The organism is Arthrobacter sp. Leaf234, from assembly GCF_001422665.1.
Classification (GTDB): Bacteria; Actinomycetota; Actinomycetes; order Actinomycetales; family Micrococcaceae; genus Arthrobacter_D.
The window spans coordinates 847,892-870,431 of sequence record NZ_LMLU01000001.1 but is presented as its reverse complement, the minus strand read 5'-3'; the positions used below and the strand labels follow the sequence as shown (position 1 = coordinate 870,431).

Sequence of the window (22,540 nt, the reverse complement as noted above, 5' to 3'; positions counted from 1 at the left end):
GGGATGCCGCCGAGGGCGGACGGGTGCCGACGACGAGGGGCCGCTGCCGTCATGGCAGCGGCCCCTCGGTCGTTCAGTCAGCGGGTGACGCGGACTACTTGGCGGAAGCCTTCAGCTTCGAGCCTGCGGTCAGCTTGACGCTGTGGCCCGCGGCGATCTGGATGGTCTCGCCGGTCTGGGGGTTACGGCCGGTGCGCGCTGCGCGGCTGGTGCGCTCGACGGCGAGCCAACCCGGGATGGTGATCTTCTCGTCCTTGGCGACGGACTCGGCGAAGACGTCGAACAGGGCGTCAAGGACGCCGTTGACGGCGGCCTGGCTCGTGTCGGCCTTCGCTGCTACCTCGGCAACAAGTTCACTACGGTTTTTAGCCACTTCAGGTCCTCCTGGACGTCACTCTTCGGAACGAGCTTTTCGCGGTATTCGAAAAGCCTCTGTCCGAAAACCTATCAGCTTGGGCGCCGCGCCCCGCGTGTTTCCGGGGCTTTTCGGCATAATCACGGCATTTCCGGGGCTCTTTCCGGCCGTCGTAGGCCTAGCGCGCCGCTTCTCGGGGGCCGACACGACAGAAGCCGGCAACCCTGGGGTTGCCGGCTTCCGTGGTGTCACCGCCGGAGGCGGCGGGTGGTGCTGCTGGGACGCAGGGTCCCGGGAACTGCTACCAGCTGGACTTGGTCACACCGGGCAGCTCGCCCCGGTGGGCCATGTCGCGGAAGCGGACACGCGAGATGCCGAACTTCTGGAGCGTTCCGCGGGGGCGCCCGTCGATCTGGTCGCGGTTGCGCAGGCGCACCGGCGAAGCGTTGCGGGGGAGCTTCTGCAGGCCGAGGCGTGCCGCTTCGCGTGCTTCATCCGTGGCGTTCTCGTCGACGAGGGTCTTCTTGAGCTCGAGGCGCTTGGCCGCGTAGCGCTCGACGATGACCTTGCGCTGCTCGTTGCGAGCAATCTTTGACTTCTTGGCCATGTTTAGCGCTCCTCTCGGAATTCGACGTGCTTGCGGATCTTGGGGTCGTACTTCATGAGGACCATGCGGTCCGGATCGTTACGACGGTTCTTCCGCGTCACGTACGTGTAGCCCGTGCCGGCGGTCGACTTCAGCTTGATGATCGGACGTACGTCCTTGTCCTTCGCCACTAGAGCTTCACTCCCCTCGCGAGGATCGATGCGACGACCGCATCGATACCGCGCACGTCGATCGTCTTGATGCCGCGGGCCGAGACCTGCAGCGTGACGTTACGGCGAAGGGAAGGCACGTAGTAGCGCTTCTTCTGAATGTTGGGGTCGAACCGACGCTTGTTGCGGCGGTGCGAGTGCGAAATGCTGTGTCCAAAGCCGGGCTCGGCTCCGGTCACTTGGCAGTGGGCTGCCATAACTCTCCTCCAGATTAGATGAACGTGACGGAATCACTTGTCGAGCGTCCCGCCACCAGTAATGACACCGTTATTACTGCAGCTTTCCGGAGGTGTACCCGGCAGGGTGAGAACCTGCCAGAGTGCCTCGCCGCGGGGAAGACGGTGAAGATCAGGCGGGGCGGCCTTGCGGCCGGTCCAGCCCTGAATTCTAGTAGTCACGGGTAGCCGGGCGCATTCCGACCTGTCCTGGGAACAGGGCGGCCTCCACCACAGCCAAACGCCTTACCATACTACCGACAGGTTCTGGCCTGACCAAAACGGGTCAGTCGCCCGGCTCGCCGTCCCGCCCGACGACCACGGGCTCGTCCGGGCCGCCGCCGATGCGGTCCGCGGACACGACGGCGTCCGAGTCGACGATCGCCCAGCGCACCGACACCCCGGTCCCGATCCGCACCCGGTTGAGCACCACCGAGTCCTCGACGACGGCTCCGGGCTCGATGACCGCCCCGGCACCGATCACGCTCCTCCGGACGGTCCCGTGGACCCGGGCGCCGGGAGTGATCAGCGACCCTGCGATCACGGCGCCCTCACCGACGAAAGCCGGTGCCACGTGGGGCGGCTCGGTGAGGATGGGCCAGGCGGGATCGGCGAGGTCCGGTCCCCTGCCGGCGAGGAGGTCGAGATGCGCGCGGAGGTAGTTGGCCGGCGTGCCCAGGTCTCGCCAGTAGCCCTCGAGTCGGTGCTCGACGACGGCGTGCTGCTCGACCAGGTGGGGAACGAGGTGGTGCCCGTAGTCGCCGAGGTTCTCCTGCTGTCCGTCGAGTCGGTCCAGCGCCTCGAGCAGTGCCTCCGCCGAGTAAAGGAAGACCTCCGCGGCGACGATCCGCGACTGCGGTTCCTCCGGCTTGTACGCGAACCCGGTGACGCGGCCGTCGTCGTCGACCGTCACGACGCCGTGCGGTGAGGCGTCGCCGTCGAAGTCGACCGTGACCATGGTGAGCGCCGCTCCCGCGCGCAGGTGGGTGTCGACGACGTCGCGGTAGTCGAGGCGGTACAGGTGGTCGGAGCTGAGGACGAGGACGAGGTCCGGCGCGAAGTCCCGGATGAAGGCGGACTGGCGGAGCAGCCCGTCCGCGTTCCCCTCGGCGAACCCCTCCCCCTCGCGTCCGCTGAACGGGGGCAGGACGAGCAGGCCGCCCCTCGTCCGGTCGAGGTCCCAGGGCCTGCCGTTCCGGAGGTGGTCGTTGATGGTCTTCGGCTGGTACTGCTCCATGATCCACACGTCGGAGATCCCGCTGTGGTGAAGGTTTGACAGCGGGATGTCGATGAGCCGGAAGCTCCCTCCGAGCGGCATGGCGGGCTTGGCCCGGTGGTCCGTCAGCACACCCAGCCGGCCGCCCGCACCCCCGGCCAGCACGATCGCGAGGATCCGGGGTTGGTGCCGGTACTGTCCATGCTGTTCCATCTGCCGTCCTGTCCTCGTCAGGGCCGTGAACGGCCTCCGCCAGCCTAGTGACCGCTGCTGTGAACCTGCTGGTGGAGCGACGCCGCAGCGGCTGCGTCGGGTACCGCGTGGTGGCCCCGGACCTCCACCGCGGGAGCATCCGGCTCGACCCCATCCGTGCCCGGCCCGATCTCCGCCAGGATCCAGTGCGTTCCGTCCAGGCGCCGGAGGATCTTCCGGCCCACCCGCTCGAGATCGGCGACGTCCTGCGCGTCGAGGGCGTCGAACACGGTGCTCCGCACCTGGGCGACGTGGGAGACGGCGAGGTCCTCCAGCATCCGGAGGCCGTCCGGGGTCAGCGACGCCGTCGTCACCCGGCCGTCGGAGGACGACGGCACCCGGGCGACCCAGCCGCGGGACTCGAGCTTCTTGACCACGTGGCTGAGCCGCGAGAGCGACGCCGTCGATCGCGCCGCGAGGTCGCTCATGGGGAGGCTGGTGCTGTCGGACTCGGAGAGCATGGCGAGGACGTGGTAGTCGAACAGGGTGATGCGCGCTTCCCGGAAGAGGTGTGCGTCGAGCGTCGACGGCAGGAGCGACGTCAGCGCGTACAATGCCAGCCACGCCCGCCGCTCGTCCGGTGTGAGCCAATGCGCCGCCATGCGCTCATTCTGGCACATGGCCGGCGGTGTCCACCGGGCTCCGCGACCGCCCCGTCCGGGTTGCGGGGGCGGTGCCCGCGTGGTCCTTTGGGCGGACGGCAGGCCATCGGTCCCGCGCGGTGCGACACCGCGGGAACCGGCTCCCAGCGGCGACGGTGCCCGGCGCAGGAGGCCCTCAAGCGGTCACGGAGGCCCGGAGCGGATGCCCTGGCACCGGGTACTTGGGCTGCAGGTCGTCCCCCGAGGACACCCCACGGAGCCGGCGCCCCACCCACGGGCTCAGGTACTCCCTGGCCCACTGGGCGTCCGCTCGGAGCTGCTCCGCGCGCTTGAGTGCGGGCCGGGCCTCGAGCTCCGGGAGGTCGATCCGGTGGGAGGCCTTCATGGCCTCGAGCACCCGCACCGCCATGAGGGTGTGGCCCGCAGCCGACATGTGCATGCGATCCACGTCCCAGTAGCCCCAGTCCTGGAACTCCCGTAGCCGCCAGTAGTCCACGATGGTCGCACCACGCCCGTCCGCGATCTCCCGCACCCACTCGTTGTAGACGGCGGTGCGTCCGCGGGTCCTGCCGAACACGGCGGATCCGGAGGCGTCGAAGCCCGTGAAGAGCACGACGTCGGCTCCCGAGGCGCGCAGGCGGGCGATGCCGTCGTCGTACCGCGACATCAAAAGGTCGATGTCGATGCGCGGGCGGAGGATGTCGTTGGCGCCGGCGTACACCGTGACGAGCGTCGGCTCGAGGGCCAGTGCCGCGTCGATCTGCTCGTCGAGGATCTGCCGCATCTTCTTGCCGCGGATGGCGAGGTTGGCGTACTCCCAGGACGGGTCCGCCAGGACCAGCTGCTCGGCGACGCGGTCCGCCCAGCCGCGGACGCCGTTGGGCGATTCGGGGTCCCAGTCACCCACGCCTTCCGTGAAGGAGTCTCCGAGGGCCACGTAGCGCGAGGTGTTGGTCACGACCAAAGATTACCTTCGACGTCGGGGTGCCCCGCGATAAGCTCGACGGAGCCATCCGTTGACACCCTGCCGAAGGACACCATGCCGACCGAAGCACCACCCGAGGCTCGTACGGACGCCACGCCTGCCGGCAGCTCCTTCCGCCGGCGCGCGGCCCTGATCATCAACCCGATCAAGGCCACCGACGTCGACGTCGTGGGCGCCGTCCGGCGTATCGCCGAGGAGGACGGCTGGGACGAGCCGCTCGTGATCGAGACCACGGCGGACGATCCGGGCCACGGCCAGGCACGCGAGGCGCTCGACGCCGGTGTTGACCTGGTGATCGCCGCCGGCGGCGACGGCACCGTACGCTGCGTCGCGGAGGAGCTCGCGGAGACGGGGACCATGATGGCACTGGTCCCGCTCGGCACCGGCAACCTCCTGGCCCGGAACCTGGACATCGCCGTCGATAATCCCGATGCCGCCGTCGAGGCCGCGTTCCGCGGGACCGAGCGGACCATCGACGTCGTGCACGTGACCGTCGACCGGGCGCAGGACGCACACGTGTTCCTCGTCATGGCGGGGATCGGGTACGACGCCGCGATCATGTCCGACACCCGGGACGACCTGAAGGACAAGGTGGGCTGGCTCGCCTACGTCGATGCCGGTCTGCGGAACCTGCCGGGCAAGCCCACGCGCACCACCCTCTCGGTGGACGGCGGCAAGCCCTTCGAGCGCAGGCTGCGCAGCGTCATGGGCGGGAACTGCGGGAAGATCATGGGCGGACTCGAGATCTTCCCCGGCGCGAAGATCGACGACGGACTCATGGACCTCATGACCGTGGCACCGAAGGGCGCGCTCGGCTGGCTCGCGGTGGCGGGCAAACTCTTCGCCCGGGGCAAGGGCAAGGACCCCTCCCTCGAGTACTTCCAGTGCCGTACCGCGGAGGTGACCCTGCGCGAACCCCTCGAAGTGCAGCTCGACGGCGATCCCCTCGGCCAGGCCACGCACATGGCCTTCGAGGTGAAGCCCGATTCGCTCAGGCTCCGGATGCCCCTGGGGTACAAGGACCCTGCGGTCGTCAGCGAACCGCTTCCCTAGCCCGTTCCGGGCCGCATCGCGCCTCGGCTCCGGGCTCCGGGCGGGCTCCGGGCTTTGGGGCCGGCTCCGGGCTCCGGACGGGCTCCGGCATCAGAGCCAGGGCTGGGGGTCGACCTTCTCGTCGTCGACCATGACCTCGAAGTGCAGGTGGCAACCGGTCGAATTCCCGGTGCTGCCCACGGCGCCGAGGAGGTCGCCGCGTTGCACCCGTGCGCCCGCGGCAACGTCGAGGACGCTCAGGTGGTTGTAGGTGGTGCTGAGGCCGTCGCCGTGGTCGATCACGATGCGCTGCCCGCCGCCGTACGCGTGCCAGCCGGAGTCCACGACCGTGCCGGCGTCGGCGGCCTTGACGGCCGCCCCGCAGGCGCTCGCATAGTCCTGGCCGGTGTGGAGTTCCTCGCCCGATCCGCCCAGCGGGTTGATGCGGTAGCCGAAGGTCGAGGCGACGACAGGGTTGTCCACGGGAACGCTGAAGGCCTTGCGCTCCTTCGCTGCCGGTGTGAGCGACGCCGAGAGGGCGCGCGCCGTGACGATGCTCGGAGCGATGCCGTCCGCTGCCGGACCTGCTGCGACGAGGCCGAAGGTCACCGCCGCATCGGCGGGAGCGGTGACGGCCGGGGAGACCCGGGGCGCCGGGATCGCAGGGGCGTCCGTGGCGACCTGGGGGGCGGTGCCCTGGGCGGCCGGCGCGACAGCACCCATCACCAGGCCTGCCGAGGCAAGGACGATCCCGGCCGTGGCCGCGTTGCCCCGCAGCCGCTCCAGCCGCGTGGTGCGGCCGCCCGCGCGGTGCCCTCCGGCGGTCCGCGGCGCCGTGGCACGTCCGCCCGCCGGGGCCGATGCGGCCTCACGCAGGTATCGACGGGAGGGCAGGATCGGCGGCGCGGCCGTGTCCGCGGACCGGGCCGCGCGGAGGGCCCGACGGGACGGGAGGGTCGTGGGAGGACGTTCGGACGTCTGAGCGGGGATCCGCGCGGGGGCGGGCACCTCGGACGCCCGGGCCGCAGGGGTGGGGAGGACGGGGGTCATCCGTCGGGCGGTCTGGGAAGGATCGGCGGGGTGCTGGTCGGCGCGACGCCGATGGGTGTCCTGCTGGTGCGCGCGCCCCTCGGACGCACGGCGGCGACCGGGCATGACCGTCTGGCTCAACGACTGACCTCTTTCAGGACGCCCGCGACGTCGGTTGGCGGATCGGAGCAGGACTCGATCCGGCTCGTCGGCACGGCAGCACCGCGAAAAGCCGCGGAGGGCGTGCGCCGACTGGACCGCGAGGGGGACACGGATGGTGCGGCATCTGCCGCCGGTCCGTGGCTCCTCCGCCCCTGTCACAGGGTGTTCAGCGGTCCGCTGACAGGGTCGGGCGTGCGGACCTGGGGGAGAAAGCTGCTGTGGCTGCTCAAACCCTAGGGCACCACGGGCGAAGTTACAATTCCGTTACCCCGCCTGTGGATCATCTGTGATACTCCGGTTCGGCTCCGGATTCCTGCGGAAAAGCCCGGCGAAACCTGCGGTCGGAGGCTCCGATCCGGGTCAGGACAGCTCCGCGCGACCCTTGCGCCAGTAGCCCATGAACGCGACCTGCTTCCGGTCCACGCCGACGTCCCGCACGAGGTAGCGGCGCAGGCCACGGACGACAGCAGCCTCGCCGGCGATCCAGGCATAGAACGGCTGCGTGCCGGGGAACCTCTCGGGATTGACCGTCGACTTCACGATGGCCGCTTCCAGGAGCTGCGGTGTCTCCCACAGGATCGTCCGATCGATGTCCACCTCCTCGGGCTCGCTGCCACCGCTCACTGCACCCGATCCGGAGAGCGAGACCCAGCCGGGGACCCTGACGGCGTCACGGACCGCTGCATCGAGCGCTTCGCCGTGGGACGACCCGTCACGGGTGAGCCAGGTGATGGAGACCGAGGAGCGGGTGCGGATGTCCTGGATGTCCCGCGCGTCGGGGACCTCGAGGAAGGCGTGGCCGGTGATGTCCTCCGGCAGCGACTCGAGGATCGCGCTGATCGCCGGGACGGCGGTTTCGTCCCCCGCCAGCAGGACGTGCTGCGCGAGGCCCGGACTCCACTCGATCCCACCGTAGGCCCCCGCCGTCGCGCACTGCGCCGCGGACGAATTCGGGCCGATGACGCAGACGCGGTCGCCCGGCTGTGCCGCGGCCGCCCATTCGGCGGCGGGCCCGCCACGCCCGTCGGCGTCGAGGTGCAGGACGAAGTCGACGTCGATCTCCGGCCGCTCGCCGCCGCAGCGTGCTGCGCGCACGGTGTAGGTCCGCATGGAACCCCGCTCCCCGGCGTCCAGGCCGAGCCAGGTCTGGTACCAGCTCGACGCCGACCCACCGGCCATCATGCCGGCGATGTCCGGGCAGTCGCGGCCCTCGGACGGGATGACGATCTTGATGCGGAGGTCGAGGGTGTCCCCCGCGACCCCGAAGGAGGTCAGGCACGCACCGCCGAAGGTGATCCGGCGGAAGGACGCCGTCAGGTCCTGCACGGCGGTGACGACGACGTCGAAGGCCAGGACCATCGGTTCGGTGTCGGAAGCGGTCCGCCTCGCGGTCCGCTCGGTCACGTCGGTCATGATGCTGCCTCCACTCGTGCAGGAACGGTGTCCTGCGGATTGGGTCGGTACCCCCGTGACGGCTCGCGGCCGCCCGGGGAGGACGGAAGGTGGAGGGCCGGCGCCGCCCCGTGGTGCCGGCCGATGGGGACGACCATCGGGGTGTGGGACACCGGGTCCTCGATGACGCGGCATTCGAGGTTGAACACCCCGGAGACCGTCTGCTCGGTCACGACGTCCGACGGCGGCCCCTGCGCCACGATCCGGCCGTCGCGCATGGCCACGAGGTGGTCCGCATACCGGGCTGCGAGGTTGAGGTCGTGCAGCACCATCACCACGGTGGTGCCTGATCGGCGGTTGAGGTCGGTGATGAGATCCAGGACCTCGACCTGGTGCGTCACGTCGAGGAAGGTGGTGGGCTCGTCGAGCAGCAGGATACCGGTCTGCTGCGCGAGCGCCATCGCGATCCAGACCCGCTGGCGCTGGCCGCCGCTCAACTCGTCGACGTTCCGGTCCGCGAGGGCCAGCGTGTCGGTGGCCTCGAGCGCGGCGGTGACCGCGTCGTCGTCCTCGGGGGTCCACTGGCGGAACCAGCCCTGGTGCGGGTAGCGGCCGCGCCCCACCAGGTCGGCGACGCTGATGCCGTCCGGTGCCACCGGTGTCTGCGGGAGCAGACCGAGGACGCGGGCCACGGCCTTGGTGGACCGGGCGTGGATGTCCGTGCCGTTGAGGATGACACTGCCCGTGACGGGCTTGAGCAGCCGGGCGAGGCCCCGGAGCAGGGTGGACTTCCCGCAGGCGTTGGCCCCGACGATGACCGTGACCTTGCCCGCGGGCAGCTCCAGCGAGAGCTTGTCGACGACGGTGCGCTCGTCGTACGCGAGCGTGAGCGCCTCGGCGGACAGCGTGTCCGGCGCGGTACCGGGAGCCGCGGAGGTGGTGCGCGGCGGATGCGCCGCCGGTTCGTGGCGAAGGATCATCTCAGCCTCCCTGGCCTCTGCGGTTGGCCGTGGCGAGCAGCCACAGCAGGAACGGCGCTCCCAGCACGCCGGTGACGACACCGACGGGAAGCGAGGTGCCGTCGATCAGGTTCGCCGCGACGAAGTCCGCGGCGAGGACGATCACCGCGCCCACGAGTCCCGCCATCGCGAGCGATGGTCGGTTGCCGAGCAGCCGGCGCGCGATCGGGCCGGATAGGAACGCGATGGACGCCACCGGGCCGGCAGCCGCGGTCGCGACCGCGGCGAGGGCGACGGCGGTGGACATCAGTCCGAGCCTCGATGCCTCGACGCGGACACCGAGGCCCGCCGCGGCGTCGTCGCCCAGTTCGAGACCCTGCAGGCTGCGCGACAGGACGACTGCGGCCGGCAGCAGGACCAGGAGGGAGGCGACGAGCACCGCGACGCGGTCCCAGGTGCTCGAGTTCAGCGATCCGTTGAGCCAGAGCACGGCCTCGGAGGCGGTACGGAGATCCGTGCGGGTGATGAGGAAACTGACGAGCGCGTGCATGACGGCGGCGAACCCGATGCCCACCAGGATGAGCCGGTACCCCGCCACGCCGCCACGTCGGGAGATGAGGTAGATCGCCGCGGCCACCACCATCGCCCCGACCAGCGCCGAGAGCGAGACCGCGGCACCTGCAGCACCGAAGAGGACGATCGCCGCCACGGCCGAGGCGCTCGCACCGTAGCTGATCCCGATGATGTCGGGGCTTGCGAGCGGATTCCGCAGCATGGTCTGGAACACGGCGCCCGAGACGCCGAACGCGACGCCGATGAGGAGGCCGATGACCGCGCGGGGAAGCTTGTTCTCCAGCACGATGAAGCTGGCTCCGGGGATGTCCGCCCCGCCGAGGATGCGGAGGAAGTCGGGGATGGTCACGGTGTAGGTCCCGAGCAGCACGTTCACGGCGAACAGGACGGTGACGGCGAACGCTGCCGCTGCCACGCGGCGGGCCGTGCTCCGCCGGCGCTGCACCCGGGCGCCAACCGGCGAGGAGCTGCGGACCCCGGCGGGACCCTGCCCGGCGGGCGCGGGAGCCTGCTGGAGGGCGCTCACAGCTGGGCCATCCGGCGGCGCCGCACGAGCCAGACGAAGACGGGTGCGCCGACGACGGCGGTCATGATGCCCACCTGGACCTCGCCCGGCGGGAGGATCACGCGTCCGATGATGTCCGCGCCGAGCAGCAGAACCGGCCCGAGCAGGGCGGAGAAGGGGAGGATCCAGCGGTAGTCGGGGCCCGCCACGAGCCGCACCATGTGCGGGATGACGAGCCCCACGAAGGCGATGGGCCCGGCTGCCGCCGTCGCCGCGCCGCAGAGGATGACGACGCCGAGCGCCGTGATCCCGCGCGCGAGGCCGACGTTCTGGCCGAGGCCGCGGGCCACGTCGTCGCCGAGCGCCAGGCTGTTGAGCGCCTTGCCCGTGGCGAGGGTCAGCACGAGCCCGCCGAGGAGGAAGGGCGTGACCGCGCCGATGACGTCCCACCCCCTGCCAGAGAGGGTGCCCACCTGCCAGAAGCGGAAGGCGTCGAGGGTCTCCTGGCTGGACACGAGGACGGCATTGGTGAGGCTGCCGAGGCCGGCTGCGAGGGCCGCGCCGGCGAGGGCGAGCTTGACCGGCGTCGCGCCCTCACGGCCGAGACTGGCCACGGCGTAGACGGTGAGGGCCGCCGCACCCGCCCCGGCGAAGGCGAACCAGATGTAGCCGGAGGCGCTGCTGAGCCCGAACACGTAGATCCCGATGACGACGGCGAGCGAGGCCCCGGCATTGATCCCGAGGATGCCCGGGTCGGCCAGCGGATTGCGGGCGACGCCCTGCAGCGCCGCGCCCGCCGTGGCGAGCGCTGCTCCGACGAGGAGCCCGACGATGGTGCGCGGGACGCGGGAGAGGACGACGGCGTGCTCGCCGTTCGAGGGATCGAAGGCCGTGACGGCGTCGATCATGGTGCCGATGCCGACCGATCGCGCCCCGATGGTGAGCGAGGCGATGCTGACGGCGAGCAGAACGAGCGCCGCGACACCCATCCGGACGAGGTTCCGCGGCGTCGAGGACCGACGGCGGAGGGCCGTGGCCGGCCGGGGGCCGGTGGAGGGAGCGGGGCGCACGGCGGAGGCCTGGACTGCCATGGTGCCTCCCTCGGACGGACGATCGGTCTGAAGTAAGGCTAGCCTAGGCTCCGGACAATTAAGAAACGAGTTTGTTCCCTAATCCGGGGCGCGAGGGGCTGCGGGGGCACCTTGTCCGCAACCCCTCCGCGAGCTACACCGCAGCCGGCGGGGTGCCGTCCCCGAAGGGCCTGCCACCGAGGGATTCGCGCCCGTGCGGCGTGGTCCACCCGTCGAGGTCGGGGCCCTTCGGCACGATCCCCGTGGGGTTGATGTCCTCGTGGACGATGTAGTAGTGCTGCTTGATCTGCTCGAAGTCGATCGTGTCGCCGAAGCCGGGCGTCTGGAAGAGGTCGCGGGCATAGCCCCAGAGGGCCGGCATCTCCGTCAGCTTGTTCCGGTTGCACTTGAAGTGGCCGTGGTAGACCGGATCGAACCGCACGAGGGTGGTGAACAGACGGACGTCGGCCTCCGTGATGGTGTCCCCGACGAGGAAGCGCTGGTTCGTGAGACGTTCCTCCAGCCAGTCCAGTGCGGTGAAGAGGCGGTCGTAGGCGGCGTCGTAGGCCTCCTGCGACCCGGCGAACCCACATCGGTAGACGCCGTTGTTCACCTCCGTGAAGACCCGCTTGTTGACCGTGTCGATCTCTTCCCGGAGTGCTTCCGGGTAGAGGTCGGGAGCGCCCTCACGGTGGAAGTCCTTCCACTCGCCGGAGAAGTCGAGGGTGATCTGCGGGAAGTTGTTGGTGACCACGGCGCCGGTGGTCGTGTCCACGACGGCCGGCACGGTGATGCCGCGCGAGTAGTCGGGGTCCCGCTTGAAGAATGCTTCCTGCAGGCGCTCGATGCCGAGGACGGGATCCTTGCCGTCCGGGTCCAGGTCGAAGGTCCAGGACCTGCTGTCATGGGTGGGTCCCGGGGTGCCGAGGGAGATCGCGTCCTCCAGTCCGAGGAGACGGCGGACGATGATCGTGCGGTTGGCCCAGGGGCAGGCCCGTGCGGCGATGAGGCGGTAGCGACCCGCTTCGACGGGGTAGCCGTCGGCGCCGTCCCTCGTGATCCTCGTCTCGATGTACTGCGTGTCCCGCGTGAACTCCTTGCCACCGGTGACGTAGGACCCCTTGGTGCTGTGCTCGGACTGCTGCTCGGACTGCTGCTCGGACTGCTGCGTGTCGGTCATGCCGCCAGTCTAGGTGTGCTGACGGACAGGAGGCCCGGTCGCGGTGACGACCGGGCCTCCTGGTGGAACGGATGCCGAAGCGGGGCGGGAGCCGCTACTGCCTGCTGTGATCCCGTCCGTACTTCTCACGCAGTTCGCGTCCCTCACGGACGAGCTTGAGGTGCTTCTCCTGCTTCTTCTCCGCAGCCTTGGAATCCCGCGGGGGAAGCTGGATGGTCTCCTCGGCCTCGATACCGCCCTGCAACTGGCGTCCGCGCTCCATCTCGGCATCGAACTCGACACCGAACAGCAGGGACAGGTTGGCCAGCCAGATCCACAGCAGCAGCACGATGACCCCGGCGATGGCGCCGTAGGTCTTGTCATAGCTGCCGAAGTTCGCCACGTAGAGGGAGAACGCCGCGGTGGTGATGGCGAGCACCAGCAGGGCGATCAGGCCGCCGAGGCTCATCCAGCGGAACTTGGGCTGCTTGATGTTCGGGGACCCGTAGTACAGCACCGCGATCATGAGCACCGCGAAGAGCACCATGACGGGCCATTTGGCGATATTCCAGATGGTCACGGCGGTACTGCCGAGACCGATCGTGTTGCCGACGGCCTCCGCCACGGGACCGGACAGGACGAGCATGAGGCCCATGATCACGATCAGGACGAGGACGACGATCGTCACGAGGAGCATCTGCGGGCGCAGTTTGAGGAACCCGCGACCTTCCTCGACCTCGTAGACCCGGTTCATGGCGCGGGAGAAGGCATTGACGTAGCCCGATGCCGACCAGATGGCACCCGCGAGTCCGATGACGAACGTGAGACCGGCGGCCTGGTTGGAGGCGAGGCCCTCGATCGTCGGCCGGATCGTCTCGAGCGTATCGCGGGGCGCGAACTGACCGACGATCTCCAGCACCTGGTTCGTGGTGCTCTGGGCCTGCCCGAACAGACCGAGGAGGGACAGGAGCGCCAGGATGCCGGGGAAGATGGCGAGGACGGCGTAGTAGGTGAGCGCCGCTGCCAGATCGGTGCACTGGTCCTTGCCGAACTCGTTCAGGGACCGCTTGAACACGTACTTCCACGCCGGCTTCCTGACGTCCTTCGGATCGTCCGGCTTGCGGGGATCGTTGGGATCCGGCGCGGTCCGCGCCTTCTCGGCCGCGTCACTGCGCGACGCGCTGCTCACCCTGCTGTTGCTGCTCACGGAATCCTCCAGGTCTCGGCCCCGGAATCGGAGCGGGGCGTGCTTACGGCTGTACGTCTGCTTCAACTGCACCATAAGCTTACTTAGTAGTCCAGTCCCCAGGGGCGCACCCCGCGCCCGTGACACCTCGAGGCACAGGAGCCACCCATGCGCATAGCAGTCATCGGCGCCACCGGAAACGTCGGCACGGCCCTGCTCACCCGGCTGCAGGGCGCCGCCCGGGACCGCGAGGCCATTCAGCGTTCAGGGTACGACACCGCCGAGGACACGGGCGGCATCTCGCTCACGGCCGTTGCCCGGACCATCCCCGATACCGGCGGGGCACCGTACGACGGCATCGACTGGCACGCCATCGACATCGGCACGGACGAGGGCCGGGAGGCCCTGACGCGGGCGCTCGACGGGGTCGACGCCGTCGTGCATCTGGCCTGGGCCATCCAGCCCAACCGCGACGAGGCGTTCATGCACCGCACCAACGTCACCGGCACGGCGAACGTACTGGCCGCGGCGGGCGCCGCAGGAGTCCGGCACGTGGTGTGCGCGTCCTCCGTCGGGGCGTATTCGCCGTCGGACAAGGAGACCCGCAGGGACGAGTCATGGCCCACGGATGGTATCGGGACGTCCCACTACAGCCGCTACAAGGCCGAGCAGGAACGGCTGCTCGATTCCTTCGAGGCGGAGTACCCGGAGATCCCTGTGGCCCGGCTGCGGCCGGGGCTCATCTTCCAGGGGGCGGCGGGCAGCGAGATCGGCCGCTACTTCCTCGGTCCGCTCGTGCCGAAGATCGTCCTCGGCCGGATCCCCCTCCCCCTCCTGCCGATTCCCCGGGCCTTCGTGTTCCAGGCGGTCCATGCCGACGACGTCGCCGACGCCTACTGGCGCGTCGTGGCCCGGCGGGCGTCAGGTGCCTTCAACATCGCAGCGGAGCCCGAGTTGACGCCGGAGCGGGTCGCCGACCTCCTCGGCGCACGCCGCGTGACCGGGTTCCCCGTACGGGTGCTCCGGTGGATCGTCGGGGCGTCGTGGGGGCTGGGTGTCCAGCGCACCGACCCGGGGTGGATCGACATGGCCTCCCAGTGCCCCGTCATGGACACCTCGCGGGCACGCTCCGTGCTCGGCTGGGAAGCGCGGCGCTCCTCTCGCGAGGCCATGGCTGAGGTGCTGGCCGGGCTGCGGGGAGGGTGGGGCCGCGGTGCGTCCCCCAAGCTGTACCCGCGGTCCGCGGCCTGAGGTCCCGGCGCGGGGCGACTCCGGGCAGGAGCCTCCGGGCCCCTGGTCCGGTCAGGAAGCGGAGACCCGCGGCGAGCCCTCCGCCTCGACGAAGGGGATGCCCTCGGGTAGCTGCGCGGCCGTACCCGGCAGGCTGACGGTGAACTCCGCGCCGCCCTCCTCGACGTTCCGGACGACGATCGATCCGCCGTGGCTCTCCGCGATACGTCGGCAGATCGCGAGCCCCAGCCCCGTCCCCGACGCCTGGCTGAGCCCGTTCTCGGACCGGTGGAACTCCTCGAACACGCGGTCGAGGTCGGCGTCCGGGACACCGATGCCGTTGTCCCGCACGCGCACGAGGGTGCGGCCGGACGTCGCTTCGGACGTCGTGGTCACCGTCACCTCGCCCGTCCCGTCGGTCCGGCCGTACTTCATCGCGTTGCCCACCAGGTTCTCCATGAGCTGGAGGAACAGCCGCTCGTCGGCGTAGACCGCGTGCGGTGCGTCGACGTGGAAGGACACCTCGGGGAGCTGTGTGCCCGGCAGCGCCGTCCGGAGGTCGATGATCCCCTCCACCATCCGGCCCACGTCGATCCGTGAGGCGGTGAGCCGCTCCTCCTTCGCGAGGCTGTAGGCGAGCAGGTTCCGGATGAGCGTCCGCATGCGCAGGCTCGCCTGCTGCAGCCGCTCGATGCTGGCCCGGCGTTCGTCCGCGGGAAGGTCCGGATCCTCGAGGAGTTCCAGCCAGCCGTCGAACACGGTCAGCGGCGTGAGGAGATCGTGCGCCACCACGGACGCGAACCGCCCCAGATCCCGCTCGTACAGGCGCTCGTGCGTGACGTTGCGCAGCACGACGACGGCGCCGCCCTCGCCCGGCAGCGGCATCGCGTCGACGGACAGGTGCATGACCTCACCCGAGCAGTGCGTGAGGTCGAGGTCCATCCGCTCGGTCACGACGCCCTGGAGTGCCAGGGTCAGCGGGTTGGCGTCGTCGTGGAGCTGCTGCCCGTCCGGCGTCGTGACCGTGTAGTCGCGCCGCCACACCTCGCCCGGACGCGCGGTTCCGCCGCCGAGCCACCGCTCGCTCGTCGCGTTCTGGAAGATCAGGCGCTTGTCCGCGCCGGCCACCAGGACGCCGTCGTTCATCCGGCCGATCACGAGGTCGCGCAGATCGGCGGCGGCCTTCGCCTCGGCGTTGGCCCGGTAGAGACGGGAGATGAGGCGGCGCCGCTCATCCATGCTCAGTGCCAGCACGGCGGAGAGGGAGAAGGCGATGAACATGAAGGACTGCGCGACGTACGCGGCGATGCCGGGGTCCAGGTCCTGGAAGGGCCCCCGGCGCTCGAGGGTGAAGAAGACGAGGAAGGCACCGCTGACCAGGCCATGGAGCATCGCCCAGCCCGAACGGAGGCGGAGTCCGGCCCACATGTGCGCCGGGATGGTGGTGTAGGCGATGGGCAGCGCCGTACCGGCCCCGAAGGTCGCGACGTAGAGGACCACGGAGACGACGGCGAGCATCGCGTACTCGGCACGGCGGGCGGACGGGAGCGAGGGAGGTGTCTGGCCCGCAGCCCTGGCCCTGATGCTCGAGGCGATCACGACGCCGAGCGATCCGATCCCGGTGAGCGAGACGCCGTGGCGGACCAGCCACGGGACGAAAGCGGACAGGGGATCGGCGGATCCGTCGATCGCGCTGCCCACGACGATCGCGAGGGCGCCGACGGAGCAGGCCGCGATCGCGATGGATCCGAGGCGGAGGTAGTCCCCCACCGTCCGGATCTCGAGTCCGGGGATGAATCGGCGGAACAGGACCACGGCGGCGGCCGTCTGGGCGATGCTGCCGAGGGCCACGGCGAAGCCGAGGGACGGGCTGAGACCTGTGAGGAGATTGACCGAGGCGAGGATCGGGAAGGCGGCGACCAGGGAGACGGTGAGGTCCACCCTGGACCGCGATCCCCAGAGGCTCCACAGGAACGCGATACCGGCCGCGGGCCAGACCAGGGCGAGGCCCGAGGACTCGAGGTTCGTGCTGCGGCCGAAGGCTGCGGCTGCGGCCAGCACCAGACCGAACAGGAGATGCAGGGTCGTCGGCGACAGCGCTGCCAGCCGTCCCGCGACCCCGTGCATCCGCCCCTCGCCCATCCCACTACCCGTCCGAAGAATTGCCGTCCGCCCTCTGAGCAGGGCCGCCGTGGACCTCAGCTTACTGGTTGGCCGTCCCGGCCGGTGTCCGCCGTGGGGTCCTCTGCGGCGCGAGGGCCGCACGGCGTACGGCGAGGGGCCGCAGGGTGGTCCGGGACAGCTCGGGGACAGCTCCGGGACGGGTGGGGACCGGCGCCGTCCACAGCGGACCGAACGCGGACAGCGCGAGCCATCGGTCGATGGCTCGCGCTGTCCGGCAGGGCGGCCGGCGCCTGCCCCGATCCGGGTCCCTAGCCCGCCTGGCCCAGCGTCGCCGTGTCGATGACGAAGCGGTAGCGGACGTCCGAGGACAGGACGCGCTCGTAGGCCTCGTTGATGGCCTCGGCCGAGATCACCTCGACCTCGGGGGCGATGCCGTGCTCCGCGCAGAAGTCCAGCATCTCCTGGGTCTCGCGGATGCCGCCGATCCCGGAACCGGCGAAGGAGCGACGCTGGTTGAACAGCGTGAACACGTGCAGGGGCAGCGCATCAGCCGGAGCCCCGACGTTGACCATGGTGCCGTTGAGCCGCAGGAGTGAGAGGTAGGCGTCGAGGTCGATCTTCGCGCTCACCGTGTTGATGATGAGGTCGAAGCTCATGGCCAGCTTCTCGAAGGTCTCCGGGTCGCTCGTCGCGAAGTAGTCGGTGGCTCCGAAGCGCTTGCCGTCCTCCTGCTTGCTGAGGCTCTGCGACAGGACGGTCACCTCGGCGCCCATGGCGTGGGCGATCTTCACGGCCATGTGGCCGAGGCCACCGAGTCCGACGACGGCAACCTTCTTGCCGGGACCGGCGTTCCAGTGGTTCAGCGGCGAGTAGGTGGTGATGCCGGCGCACAGGAGCGGAGCCGCAGCCTCGTAGGGGATGCTCTCGGGGACCGAGAGGACGAAGTTCTCGACGACCACGACGTGCGTGGAGTAGCCGCCCTGCGTGATGGTGCCGTCGCGGTCCTTCGCGCCGTAGGTGCCGACGTTTCCCTTGAGGCAGTACTGCTCCTCACCCTCGGCGCAATTGGCGCACTCGCCGCAGGAGTTCACCATGCAGCCGACACCGACGCGGTCGCCGACCTGGTGGCGCGTGACCTCGGAGCCGACCTCCTCGACCACACCGACGATCTCGTGGCCGACGGTCAACGGGTACTGCTGCGGCCCCCACTCCCCCCGCACGGTATGGATGTCCGAGTGGCAGATCCCGGCGTAGGCGATCTTGATGAGGACGTCGCGTGCGCCGACCTCGCGGCGTTCGATGGTGGTGGGGACGAGCGGATCCGTGGCGGACGGCGCTGCGTAGGCGTGGACTGTGGTCATGGGTTCCTCCTGGAGGATGTCGGAACGGCAGGCGGGACCGCCTGCCGTGGATCTCGGGGGTGCGGGCTGCCCGACCCGGGACACGGGAAGGGAACCGCTCGGTCTAGCCGTCGTCCTCGACGGAACGGCCCGGAGGAAGCCGGACGGCGCCAGGCACGGACCGCGACCCGTCGGTGCGTGCGCCGTCGCCGGGCAGCACCTCCGCCGGGCCGCCGGAGCTGTCACCGACCGGGACGGTGCCGGGACGCTCGTGCGCGCTCCAGCTGGCGAGGAGCGCCAGGGCGTCCGACGACGGAGAGCCGGGTTCGGCCGTGTAGGCGAAGAGGGTGAGGTGCGGGTCCGCGGCGAGCTGCAGGCCCTCGAAGGTGAGGGTGAGCTCACCCACCACCGGGTGCCGGAAGGTCTTCGACCCCGTGGTGTGGAGATGGACGTTGTGCGCGGCCCAGCGTACGCGGAAGGTGTCGCTGCGCGTGGCCAGCTCGCCGATCAGGGTCGTCAGTTCGCGGTCCTGCGGGTTGCGTCCGGCTTCGAGCCGGAGCAGGGCGACGCAGTCGTCGGCCGCCCGCTCCCAGTTGCCGAGGAAGTCCCTGGACCGCGGGTCGAGGAAGGTGGCGCGGGCGTAGTTGGCGGGGCCCCGGGCGCCGTCGGACAGCGGCGCGTAGAGCGCGCGGCCCAGGTGATTCGCGGCGAGGAGGTCCAGCCTGCCGTTCTGCACCACCGCCGGAGCGCCCACCATCGTGTCCAGCAACCGCTGCACGCTCGGGCGGACCCGGCGCGACGCCGGCTGCCGGCGTGCGCGCACCTCCGTGGTGCCGGAACGGGCGAGATGGTAGAGGTGGGTACGTTCCGTGTCGTCGAGCTGCAGTGCGGCACAGAGGGACTCGAGGACGCCGTCGGACACTCCGGACAGGTTGCCGCGCTCGAGGCGGACGTAGTAGTCGACGCTGACGCCGGCGAGCATCGCCACCTCCTCGCGGCGGAGGCCGGGCACACGGCGGTTGGTACCGAACGCGGCCAGGCCGGCCTGGCCCGGTGTGATGCGAGCGCGCCTCGACGTCAGGAAGTCCTGGATGTCGCTCTGGGTGCTCACCCCTCCACGGTAGGCGGGATCGGACCGGTGTGGGAGGCCCTGCTGGTACCTGCACGGACAGGACCCGGGTAGGAGATCGGGCCGGCACGGTCCCCGACCGGCACGGATCGTGGTCAATCCCCCCGCGCAGGGCTCGCTCCGCGGGCCAACCACGCACGCGCCTCTGCGGCCGTCGGGAAGAAACGCGTGGGATACGGCGGATTGTGCAGCTGCTTGTAGTAGGCGGCGATCACACGGTCTCCTTCGACGCCGACGATCGCGAGCGCTGCCACGCCGAGCCGGTGGGCGAACACCTCCAGGGCGCCGGGCGTCAGCGAGACCATGTTGTTGTTCAGCGCGAGCATCGGTGTGCACCCCTCGGGCGCGAGCGCCGCGACAGCCGTGACCAGAGACTCCGCCGTGGACGTCCTCACGCTGGTGCCGCGGTCCCACTCCACCACGATCACGCCCTCGTCGAGCCGGGCGAGGTAGGGCTCCGGCTCCTCCGCCGGACGGCTGGTGGGTTCGCCGACGTCGGCATGGCCGGTCAGCCAGGCCAGCGCGTCCGGCTCGTTCGTGAAGTACCTGCTGGGGGTGACGGACCGGTAGTTGAACGCCGTGAGGACCTTGCCCACCTCGTCCACGCCGACCACGCCCGTGCGCAGCGAGCACGTGTCCTCGATCAGGAGGTGCCGTGCCTCCAGCGTGATGGCCTCGACGAGGCCGATCAGGACCAGCAGCGGCCTCCTGCCCTGTGGCGAGGCCGCCGTCACCGCGGCCATGGTCGCATGGACGTCGTCGGCCTCGATGGTGACCCCTGCGGCCCAGGCCAGGCGCAGCACGGCGCCCTCGTCGGTCAGGGTGAATCGAGACTGCTCCCCAGCGTCCCCCGTCATGCACGTCCTTCGTCGATCCTAGGCTTCGATCCTAGGGGCAGCCGCCCGTGGGCGACACTCCCCGCGGGATCCGGCGGCGCGTTGTGACCCGGCCGGAATCCGGTGGAGGATGGGGGCAGCGACCCGTGCACGGACCGAAGGAGCTGTTCCATGGAGTACACGTTCGATGTCCTCGTGATCGGTGGTGGACCCGCCGGTATGGCCGCTGCCACCCGCGCCGCCGAACTCGGGGCGCGCACCGCCGTCGTCGAACGGTCCGCCCTCGGCGGTACGTGCGTGAACTCGGGATGCGTCCCCACCCGCGTCCTGGCGAAGACCGCCCGCCTGTTCCGCGAGGTGCGGACGGCCTACGACTACGGGATCGTCGTGGACGAACCCTCGGTGGACTGGGACAAGACCGTGCAGCGCGTGCGGGCCACGGTCGCCCGGGTCCTCGAGGCCAAGGGGTACGGCCCCACGATGGAGCGCCTCAACATCGAGCTCATCGAGGGCGACGCCGAACTCACCGGCGAGCACGCCGTCCTCGTCGACGGCCGAGAGGTCACGGCGGCCTCGATCATCCTGTGCATCGGCGGCAGCGGGCGCCGGCTGCCCATCGAGGGCGCCGAACTCGCCGTCCTGCCGCACGAGGTCCTGGACCTGGAGAGCCTCCCCGGCTCGGTGGCCATCATCGGCGGCGGCCACACCGGCGCGCAGATGACCACCATCTTCGACGCCATGGGATCCGACGTCCTCCTGCTCGACCTCACTCCGCGCATCCTCATGACGGAGGACGAGCACGTCGCTGCGGCGGTCACCGCCAGCTTCACCGGCAAAGGGGTGCAGGTGGAGACGGGCATCGACGGTATCGACAGCATCAGCCGGAACGGCGCGCACCTCACCCTGACCTGGAAGCGCGACGGCGGACAGCAGTCACGCGACGTCGACGCCGTCATCATGGCCGCCGGCTGGCCGGCCAACCTGCCGGGACTCGGACTGGAGGCGGCGGGCGTGCAGACCGCGCGCTCCTTCGTCCCGGTGGATGGCTACCTGCGGTCCAACGTGCCCCACATCTTCGTCGCGGGCGACGCGAACGGCAGCAGCATGCTCGTGCAGGCCGCGGTCTTCGAGGGCGAGACGGCCGCGGAGAACGCCGTCCTCGGTGCCACGCGGACCACACCCCACCACCTCCTGCCCGAAGGCGGCTTCACCGATCCGGACTACGCGGGTGTAGGCCTCACGGAGGCCAAGGCCCGCGAGCGTGATGCCGAGTGCCACGCCGTGACGGTGCCCTACGCCGTGGTGGAGCGTCCCATTATCGACGACCGGGAGCAGGGCTTCCTGAAACTGGTGGTCGATCGTCGGCGCGAACTGATCCTGGGCGCGCACGCGGTCGGCGAGAACGCCGTCGAGGTCATCACGGCCGTCGCCTCCGCCATGGCAGGTGGAACCGATCTCGCGACGCTCGCCCGCGTGAAGTTCGCCTACCCGACGTACAGCGCGGTGATCGGCCACGCCGCACGGGCTGCACTCCGCGGCTGACGGCTTCCGGTCTCGCGGACCCCCATGGTCAGCGGCCGGCCGGTCTGCAGCCGGCGAGGGATGGTTCCCCGGACGAGTCCGTGAGCGCTAGCGCGGCATCCGGGCAAGGGTCCGGTACTGCGGATTCTGCTCGACGAACGCCTGCGCGGAAGGGCACCCCGCCACGACGCTCAGCCGACGCTTGTGCGCGTTGAGCATCGCGTGGCGCATGAGTACCGGCCCGAGGCCCCGGCCCTCGAAGCCGGGCTTCTCGACCAGTGCGCGCAGCGTGAGCTGGCCGCCGAGCATCGAGTAGCGGATGTAGGCGGCGAGGGAGCCGTCGAAGTAGAGCTCGAAGCGGGAGTTGAATCCCGAGTCCTTGAACACCTCGCGGATCCCGCCTGCCTCGCCACGGGCTGCGATCCTGCGCGAGCGCTCCTCGATCTCCTCCACCGCCGCCGCGTAGCGTTCGCCCGCCTGCAGTGGCGGATGGTCGGAATCGAGCATGCGGAACATCCTGTTGGCCAGGATGCGGAGGTCGGCCAGGGGCACCGCGGAGAGGTCGGGTGTCTCCAGGGCCGCGCCCATCCACTGTGCTTCGCGCTCCCGCTTGGTGAGAGGCACGTCGGTGGAGATCCCGCGGTCGGGCGCCGGGATGGTGTCGGTGTGGGTGAGACCGGAGACGGAGTGGAGCGATGTGCCACCGGTGGTGCTGGTGACATCGGGAACAGTTGAGGGCTCTGTCATGGGGAATCCGATGATGGTCAGGAACCGAAGCCTGCTGCTAGACCGTGGCGTGAGGAACACTAGCCGGTGCCACCCCCACTTCCGCCGACCGGTGATCACACAGCC

At 70.3% G+C, this 22,540-nt stretch carries 22 protein-coding genes; 3 read left to right on the top strand and 19 right to left on the bottom strand.

Annotation, left to right across the window (positions count from 1 at the left end):
* Nucleotides 1-94 precede the first annotated feature (94 nt).
* The 7 genes from ASF21_RS04085 to ASF21_RS04055 form a co-directional block, all read right to left on the bottom strand.
* Entirely contained in the window at nt 95-373 is a 279-nt protein-coding gene (locus ASF21_RS04085) for an HU family DNA-binding protein (protein WP_055767099.1), read from the bottom strand.
* A 283-nt stretch (nt 374-656) separates the two neighbouring features.
* Nucleotides 657-962 (bottom strand): 30S ribosomal protein S14, encoded by a 306-nt coding sequence (rpsN, locus tag ASF21_RS04080; protein ID WP_026545363.1) that lies wholly within the window; start codon nt 960-962, stop codon nt 657-659.
* A 2-nt stretch (nt 963-964) separates the two neighbouring features.
* On the bottom strand, nt 965-1,132 hold the full coding sequence (rpmG, locus tag ASF21_RS04075) for a 50S ribosomal protein L33 (protein WP_019481734.1): 168 nt from the start codon (nt 1,130-1,132) through the stop codon (nt 965-967).
* Entirely contained in the window at nt 1,132-1,368 is a 237-nt protein-coding gene (gene rpmB / locus ASF21_RS04070; protein ID WP_043441573.1) for a 50S ribosomal protein L28, read from the bottom strand. The genes rpmG and rpmB overlap by 1 nt, the downstream gene beginning before the upstream one ends.
* Before the next feature lie 304 nt (nt 1,369-1,672).
* On the bottom strand, nt 1,673-2,815 hold the full coding sequence (locus ASF21_RS04065) for a glucose-1-phosphate adenylyltransferase family protein (RefSeq protein WP_055767097.1): 1,143 nt from the start codon (nt 2,813-2,815) through the stop codon (nt 1,673-1,675).
* 44 nt (nt 2,816-2,859) lie between these two features.
* Nucleotides 2,860-3,456: a MarR family winged helix-turn-helix transcriptional regulator gene (locus tag ASF21_RS04060; protein WP_082471211.1), complete on the bottom strand. Its 597-nt coding sequence runs from the start codon at nt 3,454-3,456 to the stop codon at nt 2,860-2,862.
* 175 nt (nt 3,457-3,631) lie between these two features.
* Nucleotides 3,632-4,414 carry an SGNH/GDSL hydrolase family protein gene (locus ASF21_RS04055; protein WP_055767094.1) on the bottom strand — a complete coding sequence of 261 codons (783 nt, stop codon included), beginning with the start codon at nt 4,412-4,414 and terminating at the stop codon, nt 3,632-3,634.
* An 81-nt stretch (nt 4,415-4,495) separates the two neighbouring features.
* Here ASF21_RS04055 and ASF21_RS04050 point away from each other — a divergent pair, with 81 nt between their 5' ends.
* Nucleotides 4,496-5,494, top strand: coding sequence for a diacylglycerol/lipid kinase family protein (locus ASF21_RS04050; RefSeq protein ID WP_055767091.1), 999 nt, complete (start codon nt 4,496-4,498; stop codon nt 5,492-5,494).
* Nucleotides 5,495-5,584: 90 nt separating this feature from the next.
* On the opposite strand, the gene ASF21_RS04045 is transcribed toward ASF21_RS04050, so the two are convergent.
* The 7 genes from ASF21_RS04045 to ASF21_RS04015 form a co-directional block, all read right to left on the bottom strand.
* Complete coding sequence (locus ASF21_RS04045) at nt 5,585-6,643, bottom strand: M23 family metallopeptidase (protein ID WP_157365730.1); 1,059 nt, start codon at nt 6,641-6,643, stop codon at nt 5,585-5,587.
* 381 nt (nt 6,644-7,024) lie between these two features.
* The gene (locus ASF21_RS04040; RefSeq protein ID WP_055767086.1) at nt 7,025-8,077 is read right to left on the bottom strand and encodes a siderophore-interacting protein; all 1,053 of its coding nucleotides are present in this window, start codon (nt 8,075-8,077) and stop codon (nt 7,025-7,027) included.
* A complete protein-coding gene (locus tag ASF21_RS04035) occupies nt 8,074-9,036 on the bottom strand; it encodes an ABC transporter ATP-binding protein (protein ID WP_082471210.1) in 963 nt (320 codons plus the stop codon). The genes ASF21_RS04040 and ASF21_RS04035 overlap by 4 nt, the downstream gene beginning before the upstream one ends.
* Nucleotide 9,037: 1 nt before the next feature.
* On the bottom strand, nt 9,038-10,033 hold the full coding sequence (locus tag ASF21_RS04030) for a FecCD family ABC transporter permease (protein ID WP_055769113.1): 996 nt from the start codon (nt 10,031-10,033) through the stop codon (nt 9,038-9,040).
* A 77-nt stretch (nt 10,034-10,110) separates the two neighbouring features.
* A complete protein-coding gene (locus tag ASF21_RS04025) occupies nt 10,111-11,184 on the bottom strand; it encodes a FecCD family ABC transporter permease (protein ID WP_055767082.1) in 1,074 nt (357 codons plus the stop codon).
* A 133-nt stretch (nt 11,185-11,317) separates the two neighbouring features.
* The gene (locus ASF21_RS04020) at nt 11,318-12,343 is read right to left on the bottom strand and encodes a glutathione S-transferase family protein (RefSeq protein WP_055767079.1); all 1,026 of its coding nucleotides are present in this window, start codon (nt 12,341-12,343) and stop codon (nt 11,318-11,320) included.
* Nucleotides 12,344-12,437: 94 nt separating this feature from the next.
* On the bottom strand, nt 12,438-13,529 hold the full coding sequence (locus ASF21_RS04015; RefSeq protein WP_055769110.1) for a YihY/virulence factor BrkB family protein: 1,092 nt from the start codon (nt 13,527-13,529) through the stop codon (nt 12,438-12,440).
* Nucleotides 13,530-13,676: 147 nt separating this feature from the next.
* Between ASF21_RS04015 and ASF21_RS04010 the strand changes: the two genes are divergently transcribed.
* Complete coding sequence (locus ASF21_RS04010; protein ID WP_055767074.1) at nt 13,677-14,759, top strand: NAD-dependent epimerase/dehydratase family protein; 1,083 nt, start codon at nt 13,677-13,679, stop codon at nt 14,757-14,759.
* Nucleotides 14,760-14,810: 51 nt separating this feature from the next.
* On the opposite strand, the gene ASF21_RS04005 is transcribed toward ASF21_RS04010, so the two are convergent.
* The 4 genes from ASF21_RS04005 to ASF21_RS03990 form a co-directional block, all read right to left on the bottom strand.
* A complete protein-coding gene (locus tag ASF21_RS04005; RefSeq protein WP_055767071.1) occupies nt 14,811-16,880 on the bottom strand; it encodes an ATP-binding protein in 2,070 nt (689 codons plus the stop codon).
* Between the two features lie 290 nt (nt 16,881-17,170).
* Entirely contained in the window at nt 17,171-18,223 is a 1,053-nt protein-coding gene (locus tag ASF21_RS04000) for an NAD(P)-dependent alcohol dehydrogenase (protein ID WP_055767069.1), read from the bottom strand.
* Between the two features lie 103 nt (nt 18,224-18,326).
* Nucleotides 18,327-19,313 (bottom strand): helix-turn-helix transcriptional regulator, encoded by a 987-nt coding sequence (locus ASF21_RS03995; RefSeq protein ID WP_082471208.1) that lies wholly within the window; start codon nt 19,311-19,313, stop codon nt 18,327-18,329.
* A 113-nt stretch (nt 19,314-19,426) separates the two neighbouring features.
* Nucleotides 19,427-20,188 carry an STAS/SEC14 domain-containing protein gene (locus ASF21_RS03990; protein WP_055767066.1) on the bottom strand — a complete coding sequence of 254 codons (762 nt, stop codon included), beginning with the start codon at nt 20,186-20,188 and terminating at the stop codon, nt 19,427-19,429.
* A gap of 150 nt (nt 20,189-20,338) precedes the next feature.
* Between ASF21_RS03990 and ASF21_RS03985 the strand changes: the two genes are divergently transcribed.
* Nucleotides 20,339-21,709 carry a dihydrolipoyl dehydrogenase family protein gene (locus tag ASF21_RS03985; protein WP_055767063.1) on the top strand — a complete coding sequence of 457 codons (1,371 nt, stop codon included), beginning with the start codon at nt 20,339-20,341 and terminating at the stop codon, nt 21,707-21,709.
* Nucleotides 21,710-21,796: 87 nt separating this feature from the next.
* On the opposite strand, the gene ASF21_RS03980 is transcribed toward ASF21_RS03985, so the two are convergent.
* Entirely contained in the window at nt 21,797-22,435 is a 639-nt protein-coding gene (locus ASF21_RS03980) for a GNAT family N-acetyltransferase (RefSeq protein WP_055767060.1), read from the bottom strand.
* Nucleotides 22,436-22,540: the final 105 nt, after the last annotated feature.

Bases quoted from the DNA above. Each gene is read 5' to 3' on its own strand.
- rpsN (WP_026545363.1), bottom strand. From the start codon at position 962: ATGGCCAAGAAGTCAAAGATTGCTCGCAACGAGCAGCGCAAGGTCATC.
- rpmB (WP_043441573.1), bottom strand. From the start codon at position 1,368: ATGGCAGCCCACTGCCAAGTGACCGGAGCCGAGCCCGGCTTTGGACAC.
- ASF21_RS04065 (WP_055767097.1), bottom strand. From the start codon at position 2,815: ATGGAACAGCATGGACAGTACCGGCACCAACCCCGGATCCTCGCGATC.
- ASF21_RS04060 (WP_082471211.1), bottom strand. From the start codon at position 3,456: ATGGCGGCGCATTGGCTCACACCGGACGAGCGGCGGGCGTGGCTGGCA.
- ASF21_RS04050 (WP_055767091.1), top strand. From the start codon at position 4,496: ATGCCGACCGAAGCACCACCCGAGGCTCGTACGGACGCCACGCCTGCC.
- ASF21_RS04040 (WP_055767086.1), bottom strand. From the start codon at position 8,077: ATGACCGACGTGACCGAGCGGACCGCGAGGCGGACCGCTTCCGACACC.
- ASF21_RS04035 (WP_082471210.1), bottom strand. From the start codon at position 9,036: ATGATCCTTCGCCACGAACCGGCGGCGCATCCGCCGCGCACCACCTCC.
- ASF21_RS04025 (WP_055767082.1), bottom strand. From the start codon at position 11,184: ATGGCAGTCCAGGCCTCCGCCGTGCGCCCCGCTCCCTCCACCGGCCCC.
- ASF21_RS04020 (WP_055767079.1), bottom strand. From the start codon at position 12,343: ATGACCGACACGCAGCAGTCCGAGCAGCAGTCCGAGCAGCAGTCCGAG.
- ASF21_RS04010 (WP_055767074.1), top strand. From the start codon at position 13,677: ATGCGCATAGCAGTCATCGGCGCCACCGGAAACGTCGGCACGGCCCTG.
- ASF21_RS04005 (WP_055767071.1), bottom strand. From the start codon at position 16,880: ATGGGCGAGGGGCGGATGCACGGGGTCGCGGGACGGCTGGCAGCGCTG.
- ASF21_RS04000 (WP_055767069.1), bottom strand. From the start codon at position 18,223: ATGACCACAGTCCACGCCTACGCAGCGCCGTCCGCCACGGATCCGCTC.
- ASF21_RS03990 (WP_055767066.1), bottom strand. From the start codon at position 20,188: ATGACGGGGGACGCTGGGGAGCAGTCTCGATTCACCCTGACCGACGAG.
- ASF21_RS03985 (WP_055767063.1), top strand. From the start codon at position 20,339: ATGGAGTACACGTTCGATGTCCTCGTGATCGGTGGTGGACCCGCCGGT.
- ASF21_RS03980 (WP_055767060.1), bottom strand. From the start codon at position 22,435: ATGACAGAGCCCTCAACTGTTCCCGATGTCACCAGCACCACCGGTGGC.